Here is a 15750-nt window from a genome sequence, read left to right as displayed (position 1 = left end):
CCCCTCGACCGGGCCTGCCCGACGACACCCCCGGCCACCAGCTCCGAGAGGCACGCCATGTCCGGACCCAACACCGACTACGACCCCGTGGAGGTCACTCCCTTGAAGCCCGAGGAGGTCGAGTCCGCGCGCGATGCCGCGCTCGCCGCCATCGCCGCCGCGACCGACCTCGCCGAGCTCAAGCAGGTCCGCATCGACCACACCGGTGACCGGTCGCCGCTGGCGCTCGCCAACCGGGAGATCGGTGCGCTGCCGCCGCAGGCGCGCAAGGAGGCCGGCCAGCGGATCGGCCAGGCGCGCGGCGCGGTCGCGAAGGCGCTGGGGGAGCGGCAGGCCGTGCTCGAGGTCGAGCACGAGGAGCGGATGCTGGTCGAGGAGACCGTCGACGTCACCCTGCCGACCGACCGCGTGCCCGCCGGTGCGCGGCACCCGCTGACCACCGGGGCCGAGCTGATCGCCGACATCTTCGTGGCGATGGGCTGGGAGGTCGCCGAGGGGCCGGTCATCGAGGCGGAGTGGCTGAACTTCGATGCGCTCAACCTCGGTCCGGACCACCCGGCCCGCACCATGCAGGACACCTTCTGGACCGACCCGCAGGACAACGGCGTCGTCCTCCGCACCCACACCTCGCCGGTGCAGGCGCGCACGATGCTGACCCGCACCCCGCCGATCTACGTCGTCTGCCCCGGTCGCGTCTTCCGCACTGACGAGTACGACGCCACGCACAGCCCGATGTTCCACCAGGTCGAAGGCCTCGCCATCGACGAGGGCATCACGATGGCGCACCTCAAGGGCACCCTCGACCACTTCGCCACCTCGATGTTCGGCGAGGGCATCACGACGCGCTTCCGCCCGTCGTTCTTTCCCTTCACCGAGCCGTCGGCCGAGGTCGACCTGCTCTGCTTCGTGTGCCGCGGTGCCGGCGAGCTCGACGGTGCCCGCTGCCGCACCTGCCGCGGCGAGGGCTGGATCGAGTGGGGCGGCTGCGGCGTCGTCAACCCGCGCGTGCTCACCGCGTGCGGCGTCGACGCCGAGCGCTACACCGGCTTCGCGTTCGGCATGGGCATCGACCGCACCCTGATGTTCCGCCACGGCGTGGAGGACCTCCGCGGGTTCTTCGAGGGCGACGTCCGGTTCACCACCGCTTTCGGAAGCGAGCTCTGAGCACCCCATGAAGACCCCTGTCTCCTGGATCCGCGAGTACGTCGACCTCCCGGCCGACCTCACCACCGAGGCGCTGGCCGCCGAGCTGACCGACCTCGGGCTCAAGCTCGAGGCGATCGAGAAGCCCGGCGACCAGATCACCGGGCCGCTCGTCGTCGGCCGCGTGCTCACGATGGAGCCCGAGCCGCAGAAGAACGGCAAGACGATCAACTGGTGCACCGTCGACGTCGCCGACGCCAACGGCACGGGCGAGCCCCAAGGCATCGTCTGCGGCGCGCACAACTTCGCGCCCGGCGACCTCGTCGTGGTCGTCCTGCCCGGCGGCGTGCTGCCCGGGAACTTCGCCATCTCTGCACGCAAGACCTACGGCCACGTCTCCGCCGGCATGATCTGCTCGGCCGCTGAGCTCGGCCTCGGCGAGGACGCTCTGTCGTCGGGGGGCGGCATCATCGTGCTGCCCGAGGACGCCGGGAAGCCGGGGGAGAGCGCGTTCGGCGTGCTCGGTCTCGACGAGGAGGTCATCGAGTTCGAGATCAACCCCGACCGCGCCTACGCGCTGTCCCTGCGCGGCGTCGCCCGCGAGGCGGCCCTGGCGTACGACGCGTCGTACACCGACCCGACGCAGCGCGACGTCCCGCCGGCGGACGACCAGGGGTACCCGGTCGTCGTCGACGACCCGGCCGGCTGCCCCGTCTTCGTCGCACGGACCGTGTCCGGCTTCGACCCGGCCGCGCCGACCCCGGACTGGATGGTCCGGCGGATCCAGCTGGCCGGCATGCGGCCGATCTCGTTGGCCGTCGACGTCACCAACTACGTGATGCTCGAGACCGGCCGGCCGATCCACGGCTACGACGCCGACAAGCTGCAGGGCCCGATCCGCGTCCGGCGCGCCCGCGAGGGTGAGCGGCTGACCACGCTCGACGGCACCGACCGCGCGCTCTCGACCGAGGACCTGGTCGTCACTGACGACTCGGGGATCATCGGCCTCGGCGGCGTCATGGGCGGCGAGGCGACCGAGATGTCGGAGACGACGACCCGGGTGCTGGTCGAGGCCGCGCACTGGGACGCGGTCGCGATGTTCCGGACCGGCAAGCGCCACAAGATCTCCTCGGAGGCCGGCAAGCGAAACGAGCGCGGTGTCGACCCGACGATCTGCGAGGCCGCGGCCGACCGCGTCGTCGAGCTGCTGACGACGTACGGCGGCGGGACTGCCGAGCCGGGCGTCACCGTCGTCGGCACGCCGCCGGAGCGCAGGACGATCACGATCGAGGCCGACCTCCCCGCCCGGGTGACCGGCATGGAGATCGACCCGGCCACGACGATCCGCCACCTGCGCGCCGTCGGCTGCGACGTGGCCGAGGACGGCACGAAGCTGACCGCGACCGTCCCGCCGTGGCGTCCCGACCTCGTCGACCCGTTCGACCTGGTCGAGGAGGTCGCGCGCGTCGTCGGCTACCGCAACGTGCCGTCGGTGCTCCCGACCCCGGGCGCCGGCCGCGGCCTCACCCGCGAGCAGCGCCTGCGCCGCCGCGTCGGCCGCACGCTCGCCGGCGCGGGCTGCGTCGAGGTGGTGAGCTTCCCGTTCGTCGGCGAGGCGGCCTTCGACCAGCTCGGCCTGCCCGCGGACGACCCGCTGCGCCACACCGTGCGTCTGGCCAACCCGCTCTCGAACGAGGAGCCGGCCTACGCCACCACGCTCCTGCCCGGCCTGCTCAAGGCCGCGGCACGCAATGTCGGCCGCGGCGCGAGCGGTGTCGCGCTCTTCGAGACCGGCACCGTCGCGTTCCCCACCGACCGCGGCGCGGCGCCGATCTACGGCGTCGACCGGCGCCCGACCGAGGAGGAGCTGGCCGCGCTGCTCGACGCGCTGCCCGCCCAGCCGCTGCACCTCGCGGTGGTCCTCGCCGGCGAGCGCGAGCGCGCCGGCTGGTGGGGCGAGGGCCGCGAGGCCGGCTGGGCCGACGCCGTCGGTGTCGTGCGCCGGCTGGCGACCGAGCTCGGGGTGACGGTGACGGTCGAGGCCGACGCCCGGCTGCCGTGGCACCCGGGCCGTTGTGCCCGCGTGCTCGTCGACGGCACCGAGATCGGGCGGGCCGGTGAGCTGCACCCGAAGGTCTGTGCGTCCTTCGGGCTGCCCAAGCGCTCCGCCGCGGTCGAGCTCGACCTCGTCGCTCTGCTGCGGTACGCCGTCGACGTTGTCCCCGCGCCGGAGTTCTCCACCTATCCGGTCGCCAAGGAGGACGTCGCGCTCGTCGTCGACGACTCTGTCCGCGCCGCCGCCGTGGAGGCCGCGCTGCGGGAGGGAGCCGGGGAGCTGCTGGAGTCGATCCGGCTCTTCGACGTCTACACCGGCGAGCAGGTCGGCGAGGGGCGCACGTCGCTCGCCTTCGCCCTCCGCTTCCGGGCTCCCGACCGCACGCTCACCGAGGACGAGACCGCCGCGGCCCGCGAGGCCGCCGTCGCCCGCGCCGCCGAGCTCACCGGAGCCCAGCAGCGCAGCTGACACGTACGTCCGGTGACGTGGGGACCGCAGGAGGCTACGGTCGGCCGCATGGACCTCATGCGCGAGGCCGAGCGCGAGCGCGCCGAGCTGGCCGGACTGCTCGCCGAGCTGCGTCCGGACGAGTGGCTCCTGCCGTCACTGTGCGCGGGTTGGACGGTGCGCGACGTGGTCGCCCACGTGCTCAGCTACGAGGGCCTCGGGCCGCGCGAGGTCGTGGGCCGGATGGTGCGCGGCCGACTGGTGCTCGGCCGTATCAACGACGTGGCGCTCCGGGCGCAGGGGCCGGCGAGCCCGGCGGAGCTCCTGGAGCGCCTCCGTGCGTTCCCCCGGCCCACCGGGCTCACCGCCGCCCGCGGCGGTGCCGTGGGACTGGTGGACGCGCTGATCCACCAGCAGGACATCCGGCGCCCGCTCGGCCGGCCGAGGACGGTCGACCCCGCACGTCTGCGGTTCGCACTCGACTTCACCCGAACGGCGCCGCCTCTGCGCGGGTTCTGGAAGGCGCGCGGCGTGCGTCTCGTCGCGACCGACGTCGACTGGACCGCGGGGCGGGGTCCGGAGGCGCGCGGTCCCGGCGAGGCGGTGCTGATGGCCATGGCTGGACGCCGCGGGGCGGCCGCTGACCTCGCGGGCCCCGGCGCCGCGGTCCTCGGGCGGCGCCACGGCTGACGAGCGACGGAGGCGGCGGAGGGCTCAGTCGAGGGGCTGGGACACCGCCGCGCGGAACGCGTCGTACGCCGCGGGGTCGCCGGTGACGGTGATCCCGGCGGCGTCGCGGCGGTTCCACAGCCAGGCGTCCAGGTCGGCGGCTGCACCGGCGACGACCGCCGACGCGGCGGCGTCGGGCTCGTCGACCACCTGCAGGTGCGGGCCGTCGTGGACCTCGCCGGTGTCCGGGTCGGTGCCGGAGAGCGTCCCCGGGCGCACCCAGATGGCGGCGTCAGGGTCGGCCAGGTCGATGCGGACGAGGTGGTCCGACGGCTCGAACCGTCCCCACCCGGGTGCGTCGCCGCCGTACATCACGTCGACCACCTCGAGCACGCCGTCGGCCGCCAGCGCGGGGTCGAGCGGCGTCACGGAGCCGGCGGTCTGCTCGGCGTCGAGCCGGTGGATGAGCGCCTCGTGCGCCTGCCGGCGGTAGCTCGTGCCGACCGTCTGCACCGGAGCCCAGTGCCACGCCTCGGCATCCGGCCCGGCCGCCTCGAGCTCCGCGACCAGCGACGCGGAGTGCTCGTCGAAGGCCGCCAGCAGCCCGTCGTACGTCGCCGGGCGCTCCGGCGCGAGCAGGTCCTCGCTCGGCGGGGCCGGCCGGGTGCGCGCCGTCCGCGCCCAGAACCACTGGACCCCCGCGAGGTGCCAGAGCAGGTCGGCCGCGGTCCAGTCCGGGCACGCAGGCACCCGCGCGTCCGGGTCGCACGTGGCCAGCGCCTCTCGGAACCGGCGTGACTCGGTGCGGATGTGGTCGAGGTAGACCGGGTACGGGAGCGCGAGCGGCGGCATGCTCCGCACGCTAGGCGGAAGCACCGACGGTCCGCACCCGCGTTCGTGACGGGTTCGGGACCGGTTCGTGACGGACGCCACGCAGGCCGACCCCTGCCCTGGTGTCGCATAGTCATTCGGCGTTCGGTATGGTCATGCACATGACCAGGAAGCGCGTCGCTGTCGCCGGAGCCAGCGGGTACGCCGGGGGCGAGGTCCTCCGCCACCTGCTCGCCCATCCCGATGTCGAGATCGGTGCCCTGACCGGCGCCTCGAACGCGGGGGAGCGCCTCGGCGTCCTGCAGCCGCACCTGGTGCCGCTGGCCGAGCGCGTGCTCGTCGAGACGAACCTCGACACCCTCGGCGGCCACGACGTCGTCTTCCTCGCGCTGCCGCACGGCCAGTCCGGCGCGATCGCCCAGCAGCTCCAGGCGCAGGACCCGAGCACGGTCGTCATCGACTGCGGCGCGGACTTCCGGCTCCAGGACGCCGAGGAGTGGACGAGGTTCTACGGTGGCGACCACGCCGGCACCTGGCCCTACGGCCTCCCCGAGCTGCCCGGCCAGCGCGAGCAGCTGCGCGGTGCGACCCGGATCGCCGTGCCCGGCTGCTACCCGACCGTCTCGACCCTGACGCTCGCACCGGCGATCGCCGCCGGCATCGTCGAGCCCGACGTCGTCGTGGTCGCCGCCTCCGGCACCAGCGGCGCGGGCAAGGCCGCCAAGCCGCACCTGCTGGGGAGCGAGGTGATGGGCAACGCCAGCGCGTACGCCGTCGGGGGCTCCCACCGCCACACCCCCGAGATCACCCAGAACCTCACCGGCGTCCTCGCCGAGGCGACCGGGCGGAAGGTCACGGTCAGCTTCACGCCGCTGCTCGTCCCCATGCCGCGCGGCATCCTCGCGACCTGCTCGGCCCGCGTCGTGGACGGCGTCACCGCCGACGACGTGCGCGAGACCTACGTGAAGGCCTACGCCGACGAGCCGTTCGTCCACGTCCTCCCCGACGGTCTCTGGCCGCAGACGAAGTCCGTGACCGGCTCGAACGCCGTGCACGTGCAGGCCACGCTCGACGAGGCCGCTCGCCGGCTGGTCGCCGTCGGCGCGGTCGACAACCTCGCCAAGGGCACCGCCGGCGCCGCCGTGCAGTGCATGAACCTCGCCCTCGGCCTCGACGAGGGCACCGGCCTCACCACGATCGGACTCGCACCATGAGCGTCACCACCCCGCAGGGCTTCCGCGCCGCCGGCGTCGAGGCCGGCCTCAAGACCAGTGGCGGCAAGGACGTCGCTCTCGTCGTCAACGACGGCCCCACCTTCGACTCCGCCACGGTCTTCACCGCCAATCGCTGCAAGGCGAACCCGGTCCTGTGGAGCCAGGAGGTCGTCAAGGACGGCACCGTCCGCGCGGTCGTCCTCAACTCCGGCGGCGCCAACTGCTACACCGGCCCCGAGGGCTTCCAGACCACCCACGCGGTCGCCGAGCAGGTCGCCGGCCACCTCGGGTTCGGGGCGGTCGACGTGGTCGTCTGCTCGACCGGCCTCATCGGTCTGACCAACGATCGCGACCAGCTGCTCGCCGGTGTCGACGCGGCGTACGCCGGGTTGTCGCCGCAGGGCGGGCAGGACGCCGCCGAGGCGATCATGACCACCGACTCGGTGAGCAAGCAGGTCGTCGTCGAGGGCGCCGGCTGGTCGATCGGCGGGATGGCCAAGGGCGCGGGCATGCTCGCCCCGCAGCTGGCCACGATGCTGGTCGTCCTCACGACCGACGCCGTCGTGCCGGCCGCCGACCTCGACACCGCGCTGCGCGCCGCGACCCGCGTCTCCTTCGATCGGCTCGACTCCGACGGCTGCATGTCGACCAACGACACCGTGACCGTCATGGCCAGCGGCGCCAGCGGCATCACGCCGAGCCTCGACGACTTCACCCAAGCGCTCACGCAAGCATGCACGGACCTCGCGATGCAGCTGCTCAAGGACGCCGAGGGCGCCGACCACGAGATCGCGATCACGACGCTCAACGCGGCCACCGAGGACGAGGCCGTCGAGGTCAGCCGCAGCGTGGCGCGGAGCAACCTGTTCAAGGCCGCGATCTTCGGCAACGACCCCAACTGGGGCCGGGTGCTGGCCAGCATCGGCACCACGTCGGCGCAGTTCGACCCCGCCGACCTCGACGTCGCGATGAACGGCGTCTGGGTCTGCAAGCAGTCCACGCCGCACGCAGACCCGGCGACCGTCGACCTTCAGGGTCGCGAGGTCAGCGTGACCATCGACCTCAAGACCGGGTCCGAGCGGGCGACCGTCTGGACCAACGACCTCACCCACGCCTACGTCCACGAGAACAGCGCGTACTCCTCATGAACGACTCCAGCAGCCCCACGGGCGCCTTCGACACCAGCAAGCCCGACCAGGCCAAGGCCCGCACGCTCGCCGCCGCGCTGCCGTGGCTGAAGCAGTACCACGGCAAGATCGTCGTGGTGAAGTACGGCGGCAACGCCATGACCGACGACACGCTCAAGCGTGCCTTCGCCGAGGACATCGCGTTCCTCCGCTTCGCCGGGTTCAAGCCCGTCGTGGTGCACGGCGGCGGCCCGCAGATCTCCTCGATGCTCGACAAGCTCGGCATCGAGTCGGAGTTCCGAGGCGGCCTGCGCGTGACGACCCCCGAGGCGATGGACGTCGTCCGGATGGTCCTCGTGGGCCAGGTGCAGCGCGAGCTGGTCGGCCTCATCAACGAGCACGGCCCGCTCGCGGTCGGCTGCTCGGGCGAGGACGCCGGCCTGTTCACCGCCGTCCCGGCCAGCACGGTCATCGAGGGCGAGGAGGTCGACCTCGGCCTCGTCGGCGAGGTGACGAAGGTGCGCCCCGAGTCGGTGCTCGACCTCATCGAGGCCGGCCGGATCCCGGTCGTCTCCAGCGTCGCGCCCGACGTCCACGGCACCGTCCACAACGTCAACGCCGACACCGCCGCCGCCGCGCTCGCGGTCGCGCTGCAGGCCGAGAAGCTTCTCGTCCTCACCGACGTCGAGGGGCTCTACCTCGACTGGCCCGACCCGACCGACGTCATCGGCGAGATCAGCCCGGAGGCGCTGGACGAGCTCATGCCGACGCTCGCGTCCGGCATGGTCCCCAAGATGGGCGCCTGCCTGAAGGCGGTCCGCGGCGGCGTGCCCCGCGCCACCGTCGTCGACGGCCGCGAGCCGCACGCCGTCATCCTCGAGCTCTTCACCAAGGAGGGCGTCGGCACCCAGGTCCTCCCGGGTGTCGAGACCAAGACCCGGAAGGTCAGGGACGCGCAGTGAGCACCCCCACGAGCCACAGCACGCTCGACCAGGCCCAGCAGCGGTACGCCGCCAGCCTGATGAACACCTTCGGCCCGCCCAAGCTGCAGCTGGTCCGCGGCGAGGGCGCCCACGTGTGGGACGCCGACGGCAACGAGTACGTCGACTACCTCGGCGGCATCGCGGTCAACGCGCTCGGCCACGCCCACCCGGCGCTGGTCGAGGCGGTCACCACCCAGCTGCAGACGCTCGGCCACGTGTCGAACTTCTTCACCACCGAGCCCCAGGTCGAGCTGGCCGAGAAGCTGCTCGAGCTGGTCGGCGGCGGCACCCGCGCCGACGGCCGGGTGTTCTTCACCAGCTCCGGCACCGAGGCCAACGAGGCGGCGTTCAAGCTGACCCGCCGCACCGGCCGCACCCATGTCGTCGCGACCGACGGCGGTTTCCACGGCCGGACGATGGGCGCGCTCGCGCTGACGTCCAAGGAGGCCTACCGCACGCCGTTCGCGCCGCTGCCCGGCGACGTGACCTTCGTGCCGTACGGCGACGCCGACGCGCTCGCCGCCGCGGTCACCGACGAGACCGCCGCGGTGCTGGTCGAGCCGATCCAGGGCGAGGCCGGCGTCGTCGTGCCGCCCGCGGGCTACCTGGCCGCGGCTCGCAGCATCGCCGACGAGCACGGCGCGCTGCTGTGGGTCGACGAGGTGCAGACCGGCATGGGCCGGACCGGTCGCTGGTTCGCCGGCGAGGGCGTCCGTGCCGACATCGTGACCGTCGCCAAGGGACTCGGCGGCGGCTTCCCGATCGGCGCGTGCATCGGCCTGGGCGAGGCCGGCGCGCTGCTCCAGCCGGGCAACCACGGCACCACGTTCGGCGGCAACCCGGTCGCGTGCGCGGCCGGCCTGGCCGTCATCCGCACGATCGAGGCCGAGGGCCTGCTCGAGCGCGCCACCACCCTCGGCGAGCGGCTCCGCACGGGCCTCGCCACCGACGACCGCGTCACCGAGGTCCGCGGCGCCGGCCTGATGATCGGCCTCGACATCTCCGCCGAGGCCGCCGCCGAGGTGGTCGCGGCCGGCCTGCGCCACGGGTTCGTGCTCAACAACACGACGCCCTCGCGGATCCGCCTCGTGCCGCCGCTGGTGCTCACGGACGCCGACGTCGACGCGCTGCTGGCCGCCTGGCCGGCGATCCTCGACGACGCCTACGCCGCTGCCTCCGAGGCAGCCGCAGGGAAGGACTCCTGATGCGCCACTTCCTGCGCGACGACGACCTCACCCCGGCCGAGCAGGCCGAGGTGCTCGAGCTCGCGGCGACCATGAAGTCCGCGCCGTTCGAGCACCGCCCGCTCGAGGGTCCGCAGACGGTCGCGATGGTCTTCGACAAGCCGACGCTGCGCACCCAGGCCTCCTTCGCCGCCGGCGTCGCCGAGCTCGGCGGGTTCCCGATGGTCGTCGACGGCCGCCTGGCCGGCATCGGCGAGCGCGAGTCGGTCGCCGACGTCGCCCGGATCCTGGGTCGCCAGGCGTCGGTGATCGCCTGGCGCACCTTCGCCCAGGCCGACCTGGAGCAGATGGCCGAGCACTCCGGCGTACCCGTCGTCAACGCGCTCACCGACGACTTCCACCCCTGCCAGCTGCTCGCCGACCTGATGACGATCCGCGAGCACAAGCCGGAGCTCGCCGGCCTGACCGCGACGTTCTTCGGCGACGGCGCCTGCAACATGGGCAACTCCTGGCTGCTCGCCGGCGCCACCGCCGGCATGCACGTGCGGATCAGCGCGCCGGAGGGCTACACGCCGCCGCAGGAGGTCTTCGACCGCGCCCGCGAGATCGGCGAGCAGACCGGCGGCACCGCCACCTGGGTCGAGGACCCCCGCGAGGCCGCCGAGGGCAGCGACGTGGTCATCACCGACACGTGGGTCTCGATGGGCAAGGAGGAGGAGGCCGCGGCGCGCACCGAGGTGTTCGCGCCGTACGCCGTCACCCAGGCGCTCTTCGAGACGGCCAAGCCCGACGCGATCGCGATGCACTGTCTGCCGGCGTACCGCGGCAAGGAGATCGCCGCCGAGGTGCTCGACGGCATCCAGAGCGTCGTGTGGGACGAGGCCGAGAACCGCCGCCACGCCCAGAAGGCCGTCCTCGCCTGGCTGCTCGCGAAGGCCGGGGCGGGGGAGTGATGACCGAGCACGCGCTGCGCCCGGCCACCAAGAACGCCCGGCACCGCCGGATCGTCGAGCTGGTCACGCACCGCGAGATCCGCTCGCAGTCCGAGCTCGCCGAGGCGCTGGCCGAGAGCGGCATGCGCGTCACCCAGGCCACGCTCTCGCGCGACCTGGTCGAGCTCGACGCGGTCAAGGTGCGTGCCTCCTCCGGTGCGCTCGTCTACGCCGTGCCGGCCGAGGGCGGCGACCGCCGCCCGGCGGCCCCCACCGACACCGCCGCCGCCTCCCAGCGCCTGGCCCGCCTGCTCGGCGAGCTGCTGGTCTCGGCGGAGGCCAGCGCCAACCTCGTCGTCCTGCGCACCCCGCCGGGCGCCGCCCAGTTCCTCGGCTCCGCCTTCGACGGCGCCGGCCTGCCCGAGATCCTCGGCACCATCGCCGGGGACGACACCATCCTCGTCATCGGGCGCGACCCGGCCGGGGGCGATGCGCTCGCGCAGCGCTTCCTCGCCCTGGCCGACTCCTCCGCCCCCACCAGCCCCCTCAAGGAGTTCTGAACCGTGAGCAAGGTCCTCACCAGCCTGCCCAAGGGCGAGCGCGTCGGCATCGCGTTCTCCGGCGGCCTCGACACGTCCGTCGCCGTCGCCTGGATGCGTGACAAGGGCGCCGTGCCCTGCACCTACACCGCCGACATCGGACAGTACGACGAGCCCGACATCTCCGGCGTCCCCGACCGGGCGATGCAGTACGGCGCCGAGATCGCGCGCGCCGTCGACTGCCGCGGCCCGCTGGTCGAGGAGGGCCTGGCCGCGCTGGCGTGCGGCGCGTTCCACATCCGCTCCGGCGGCCGCGCCTACTTCAACACCACCCCGCTCGGCCGCGCGGTCACCGGCACCATGCTGGTGCGCGCCATGCAGGCCGACGGCGTCGACATCTGGGGCGACGGGTCGACCTTCAAGGGCAACGACATCGAGCGGTTCTACCGCTACGGCCTGCTGGCCAACCCCGACCTGCGCATCTACAAGCCGTGGCTGGACCACGAGTTCGTCACCGAGCTCGGCGGCCGCGCGGAGATGAGCCAGTGGCTCACCGAGCACGGCCTGCCCTACCGCGACAGCAAGGAGAAGGCCTACTCCACCGACGCCAACATCTGGGGCGCGACGCACGAGGCCAAGACCCTCGAGCACCTCGACGTCTCGCTGGAGACCGTCGAGCCGATCATGGGCGTCAAGTTCTGGGACCCCACGGTCGACATCGCGACCGAGGACGTCTCGATCCGCTTCGAGGCGGGCCGCCCGGTGGCGATCAACGGCACGACGTACGACGACGCGGTGGCGCTGGTCCACGAGGCCAACACCATCGGCGGCCGCCACGGCCTGGGCATGTCCGACCAGATCGAGAACCGGATCATCGAGGCCAAGTCGCGCGGCATCTACGAGGCCCCGGGCATGGCGCTGCTGTGGATCGCCTACGAGCGGCTGGTCAACGCGGTGCACAACGAGGACACCATCGCCAGCTACCACAGCGAGGGCCGTCGCCTCGGCCGGCTGCTCTACGAGGGCCGCTGGCTGGACCCGCAGGCGCTGATGATCCGCGAGTCCATCCAGCGCTGGATCGCCTCGCTGGTCACCGGTGAGGTCGTCATCCGGCTGCGCCGCGGTGAGGACTACACCGTGCTCAGCACTGACGGACCGGCGTTCTCCTACCACCCCGACAAGCTGTCGATGGAGCGCACCGAGAACGCCGCGTTCGGCCCGGTCGACCGGATCGGCCAGCTCACGATGCGCAACCTCGACATCGCCGACTCCCGCGCCAAGCTCGAGCAGTACGCCGGTCAGCCGCTCGACCAGGGCCAGGTGCTCGTCGAGAACGGCACGCTCTTCGGCGAGCTCCCGGCCGGCGGCTACGACCGGATCACCGACAACCCGGCGTACGAGCCCGGCACCGAGGAGGAGGCGCTCGACGCCGCGGCGATGGAGTTCGGCACCGACTGATGGAGCGGCCCGACGGGACGGTGGGCACGGCCTCCACCCGGCCGGTCCGTGAGCGCACGTGCGCCCGCGTGCTCCCGGTCAACGCGGCCGGCGAGGTCCTGCTGCTGCACGGGTGGGACCCCGTCGACCCCGGCTCGCCGTACTGGTTCTCGATCGGCGGTGGCGCCGACCCGGGCGAGCCGCTGGTCGACGCCGCCGCGCGGGAGATGCGCGAGGAGACCGGGCTGGTCGTCGCCGCAGCCGACCTGGTCGGGCCGGTCCACCACGAGGTCGTCGCGTTCGACTGGGGGCTGTGGCACCTGGTGCAGGACCAGACGTACTTCGCGGTCCGGTTCGACCTCGCGCCGGGGGAGGAGGTCCACTTCGGCGGGCTGGAACCTCTCGAGGTCGGGACGATCGACCGGGCCGCGTGGTGGACGCCCGAGGCGCTGGACGAGGATGGCACCGCCGTGAGCGAGGACCTCACGACGATCATGCGGGCCGCGGTCGACGCGGTCGGAGGAGGCAGGTAGTGAGCACCACCAACGAGGGCAAGCTCTGGGGCGGCCGGTTCGCCGGCGGTCCGTCGCCCGAGCTCGACGCGCTGTCGCGCTCGACGCACTTCGACTGGCGGCTCACCCCCTACGACCTCGCCGGTTCCCGTGCGCACGCCAATGCGCTGCACCGCGCCGGGCTGCTCTCCGACGCCGACCTGGCCGAGCTCCAGCGTGGGCTCGACGTGCTGGGGGAGCGGTACGCCGCCGGCGAGCTCCACCCGGACCCCTCCGACGAGGACGTGCACGGCGCGCTCGAGCGGCTGCTCCTCGAGGAGGTCGGCCCCGAGGTCGGCGGACGGCTCCGCGCCGGCCGCAGCCGCAACGACCAGATCGCGACGTTGTTCAAGGTCTTCCTGCGCGACCACGCCCGCGTGGTGGCCGGGCAGGTGCTCGACCTCGTCGACGTGCTGGCCGGTCAGGCCCGGGAGCACCTCGAGCCGGAGCCGACGATCATGCCCGGCCGCACCCACCTCCAGCACGCCCAGCCGGTGCTGCTGTCCCACCACCTGATGGCCCACGCCTGGCCGCTGCTGCGCGACGTCGACCGGCTGCTCGACTGGGACGCGCGGGTGGCCGCCGACTCGCCCTACGGCTCCGGCGCCCTGGCCGGCCAGTCGCTCGGGCTCGACCCGACCGGGGTCGCCGCCGAGCTCGGCTTCACCGGCTCGACCGCCAACTCCATCGACGGCACCGCCTCGCGCGACTTCGTCGCCGAGCTGGCCTTCGTCGCCGCCCAGGTGGGCATCGACGTCAGCCGGATCGCCGAGGAGGTCATCCTCTGGGCGACCAAGGAGTTCGGCTTCGTCACGCTGCACGACTCCTGGTCGACAGGGTCGAGCATCATGCCGCAGAAGAAGAACCCCGACATCGCCGAGCTCGCCCGCGGCAAGGCCGGCCGGCTCGTCGGCAACCTGTCCGGTCTGATGGCGACCCTCAAGGCGCTCCCGCTGGCCTACAACCGCGACCTGCAGGAGGACAAGGAGCCGGTCTTCGACTCCGTCGACACCCTCGAGGTGCTGCTGCCGGCCTTCACCGGCATGGTCGCCACGCTGGTCTTCGACCGCGACCGTCTCGCTGAGCTCGCGCCGCAGGGGTTCTCGCTCGCCACCGATGTCGCGGAGTGGCTGGTCCGCCAGGACGTCCCGTTCCGCGTCGCGCACGAGCTCGCCGGTGCCTGCGTCCGGGAGTGCGAGCAGCACGGCATCGAGCTGCACGAGCTGACCGACGACCAGCTGGCCGCGATCTCGCCGCACCTGACGCCGGCGGTCCACGAGGTGCTCACCGCCGAGGGATCCGTCGCCTCCCGCGACGGCCGCGGCGGGACGGCCCCGGTGCGGGTGCGCGAGCAGCTGGCCGAGCTGACCGAGCGCGCGGCGTCGTACCGTGCCCGCCTCTGAGCTCGCCGCCTTCCTCGCCGGCCCGGTCGACCAGGCCGCCCCGCGTCTGCTCGGCTCGGTCGTCCGGCACGGCGACGTCGCCGTCCGGCTCACCGAGGTCGAGGCGTACGCCGGCCCGGCCGACCCGGGCTCGCACGCGTTCCGCGGGATGACCAAGCGCAACGCGACGATGTTCGGCCCGCCGGCGCACCTGTACTGCTACTTCACCTACGGCATGCACGTGTGCTGCAACGTGGTGACCGGACCCGACGGTGACCCCAGCGCGGTCCTGCTGCGCGCCGGCGAGGTCGTCGAGGGCATCGAGGTCGTCCGCGAACGTCGCCTGGGATCGACCGACCGCGACCTGGCCCGCGGGCCCGCGCGGCTGTGCCGGGCGCTGGGCATCGGCCTCGACCACGACGGGGCGGACCTGGCCGCCGGGCCGGTCGTGCTCGAGCCCGGTACGCCGCCGGCCGACGTCTCGACCGGGCCGCGCGTCGGCCTCCGCGGAGCGCCCGAGCGACCCTGGCGGTTCTGGGAGACCGGGCACCCGAGCGTCTCGGCCTACCGCCCCGCCAAGCCCCGCTGAGCCCGGCGACGAAACCGATTTGGCACGACCCGGGAGCGCATGTAATGTTCTCTCTCGCCGCAGGACGCGGTTCTCGCCCCGGGCCGACAGGCCGAGGGACACGGGAGCCGCCGTTCCGGCTCAGATCCTCCGGATCGCCCAGCTCCTCGGAGTTGCGCAGGAGGATCGGAACCGGTAAGTTTCTGCAGGTTGCCTCCGGGCCGGCCCGCAAGGGTCTTGGGCGGTGTGCGTGTGATCCTTGAGAACTCAACAGTGTGTCATAGTCGACGAATTAGTTTGTTATGCCCCGTCGACTGCATGTCGCCTTTGTGGTGGTGTGTGGTTGATGGTTTCTTTGACAATGATTCTGGCTGACCCTTCGGGGTCTTAGTCAGTGTCGTCTGTCAGGGCATCTCTTTTTCCGGCATCGTCCTTCCGGGGGTGGTGTTGGTGTTGTTTTTCAACGGAGAGTTTGATCCTGGCTCAGGACGAACGCTGGCGGCGTGCTTAACACATGCAAGTCGAGCGGTAAGGCTCCTTCGGGGGTACACGAGCGGCGAACGGGTGAGTAACACGTGAGTAATCTGCCCTTCACTTCGGGATAAGCCTCGGAAACGGGGTCTAATACCGGATACGACACTCCTTCGCATGAGGTGGGTGTGGAAAGTTTTTCGGTGGGGGATGTGC

14 protein-coding genes and 1 rRNA gene are annotated in these 15750 nt (G+C 72.7%); 14 read left to right on the top strand and 1 reads right to left on the bottom strand.

Translation table 11 applies throughout. The features are described from left to right. The first annotated feature begins 57 nt into the window (after window positions 1-57). From pheS to H7344_RS05695, 3 genes are read left to right on the top strand one after another with little or no spacing between them, the layout of a single operon-like run. Window positions 58-1164 carry a phenylalanine--tRNA ligase subunit alpha gene (gene pheS / locus H7344_RS05705; RefSeq protein WP_186345081.1) on the top strand — a complete coding sequence of 369 codons (1107 nt, stop codon included), beginning with the start codon at window positions 58-60 and terminating at the stop codon, window positions 1162-1164. Between the two features lie 7 nt (window positions 1165-1171). Next, window positions 1172-3667 carry a phenylalanine--tRNA ligase subunit beta gene (gene pheT, locus H7344_RS05700; protein ID WP_186345080.1) on the top strand — a complete coding sequence of 832 codons (2496 nt, stop codon included), beginning with the start codon at window positions 1172-1174 and terminating at the stop codon, window positions 3665-3667. Between the two features lie 48 nt (window positions 3668-3715). Further along, a complete protein-coding gene (locus H7344_RS05695; protein ID WP_186345079.1) occupies window positions 3716-4336 on the top strand; it encodes a maleylpyruvate isomerase family mycothiol-dependent enzyme in 621 nt (206 codons plus the stop codon). Window positions 4337-4360: 24 nt separating this feature from the next. On the opposite strand, the gene H7344_RS05690 is transcribed toward H7344_RS05695, so the two are convergent. Beyond that, the gene (locus tag H7344_RS05690) at window positions 4361-5167 is read right to left on the bottom strand and encodes a maleylpyruvate isomerase family mycothiol-dependent enzyme (RefSeq protein WP_186345078.1); all 807 of its coding nucleotides are present in this window, start codon (window positions 5165-5167) and stop codon (window positions 4361-4363) included. 134 nt (window positions 5168-5301) lie between these two features. On the opposite strand from H7344_RS05690, the gene argC reads away from it, so the two are divergent. The 11 genes from argC to H7344_RS05635 form a co-directional block, all read left to right on the top strand. Continuing rightward, window positions 5302-6360, top strand: a complete 1059-nt coding sequence (gene argC / locus H7344_RS05685; protein WP_222130322.1) for an N-acetyl-gamma-glutamyl-phosphate reductase — start codon at window positions 5302-5304, stop codon at window positions 6358-6360. Further along, a complete protein-coding gene (gene argJ / locus H7344_RS05680) occupies window positions 6357-7508 on the top strand; it encodes a bifunctional glutamate N-acetyltransferase/amino-acid acetyltransferase ArgJ (RefSeq protein ID WP_186345076.1) in 1152 nt (383 codons plus the stop codon). Before argC ends, argJ begins: the two co-directional genes overlap by 4 nt. Then, the gene (gene argB / locus H7344_RS05675) at window positions 7505-8449 is read left to right on the top strand and encodes an acetylglutamate kinase (protein ID WP_166195848.1); all 945 of its coding nucleotides are present in this window, start codon (window positions 7505-7507) and stop codon (window positions 8447-8449) included. Before argJ ends, argB begins: the two co-directional genes overlap by 4 nt. Further along, entirely contained in the window at window positions 8446-9675 is a 1230-nt protein-coding gene (locus tag H7344_RS05670; RefSeq protein ID WP_268238547.1) for an acetylornithine transaminase, read from the top strand. The genes argB and H7344_RS05670 overlap by 4 nt, the downstream gene beginning before the upstream one ends. Beyond that, window positions 9672-10607: an ornithine carbamoyltransferase gene (gene argF / locus H7344_RS05665; RefSeq protein ID WP_186345435.1), complete on the top strand. Its 936-nt coding sequence runs from the start codon at window positions 9672-9674 to the stop codon at window positions 10605-10607. The genes H7344_RS05670 and argF overlap by 4 nt, the downstream gene beginning before the upstream one ends. After that, entirely contained in the window at window positions 10607-11146 is a 540-nt protein-coding gene (locus H7344_RS05660) for an arginine repressor (RefSeq protein WP_186345075.1), read from the top strand. Before argF ends, H7344_RS05660 begins: the two co-directional genes overlap by 1 nt. 3 nt (window positions 11147-11149) lie before the next feature. Next, complete coding sequence (gene argG / locus H7344_RS05655) at window positions 11150-12583, top strand: argininosuccinate synthase (RefSeq protein WP_186345074.1); 1434 nt, start codon at window positions 11150-11152, stop codon at window positions 12581-12583. Then, window positions 12583-13095: an NUDIX hydrolase gene (locus tag H7344_RS05650; RefSeq protein ID WP_186345073.1), complete on the top strand. Its 513-nt coding sequence runs from the start codon at window positions 12583-12585 to the stop codon at window positions 13093-13095. The genes argG and H7344_RS05650 overlap by 1 nt, the downstream gene beginning before the upstream one ends. Continuing rightward, entirely contained in the window at window positions 13095-14516 is a 1422-nt protein-coding gene (argH, locus tag H7344_RS05645) for an argininosuccinate lyase (protein WP_186345072.1), read from the top strand. Before H7344_RS05650 ends, argH begins: the two co-directional genes overlap by 1 nt. After that, window positions 14503-15084, top strand: coding sequence for a DNA-3-methyladenine glycosylase (locus tag H7344_RS05640; RefSeq protein WP_186345071.1), 582 nt, complete (start codon window positions 14503-14505; stop codon window positions 15082-15084). The genes argH and H7344_RS05640 overlap by 14 nt, the downstream gene beginning before the upstream one ends. Window positions 15085-15523: 439 nt before the next feature. Then, a 16S ribosomal RNA gene (locus H7344_RS05635) occupies window positions 15524-15750 on the top strand; the annotation flags it as partial.

Origin of the sequence: Nocardioides deserti (assembly GCF_014266025.1) — a bacterium.
GTDB classification, from domain to species: domain Bacteria; phylum Actinomycetota; class Actinomycetes; order Propionibacteriales; family Nocardioidaceae; genus Nocardioides; species Nocardioides deserti.
Note: the sequence above shows the minus strand (reverse complement) of the source record. Positions and strands in the feature narration are given on the sequence as shown.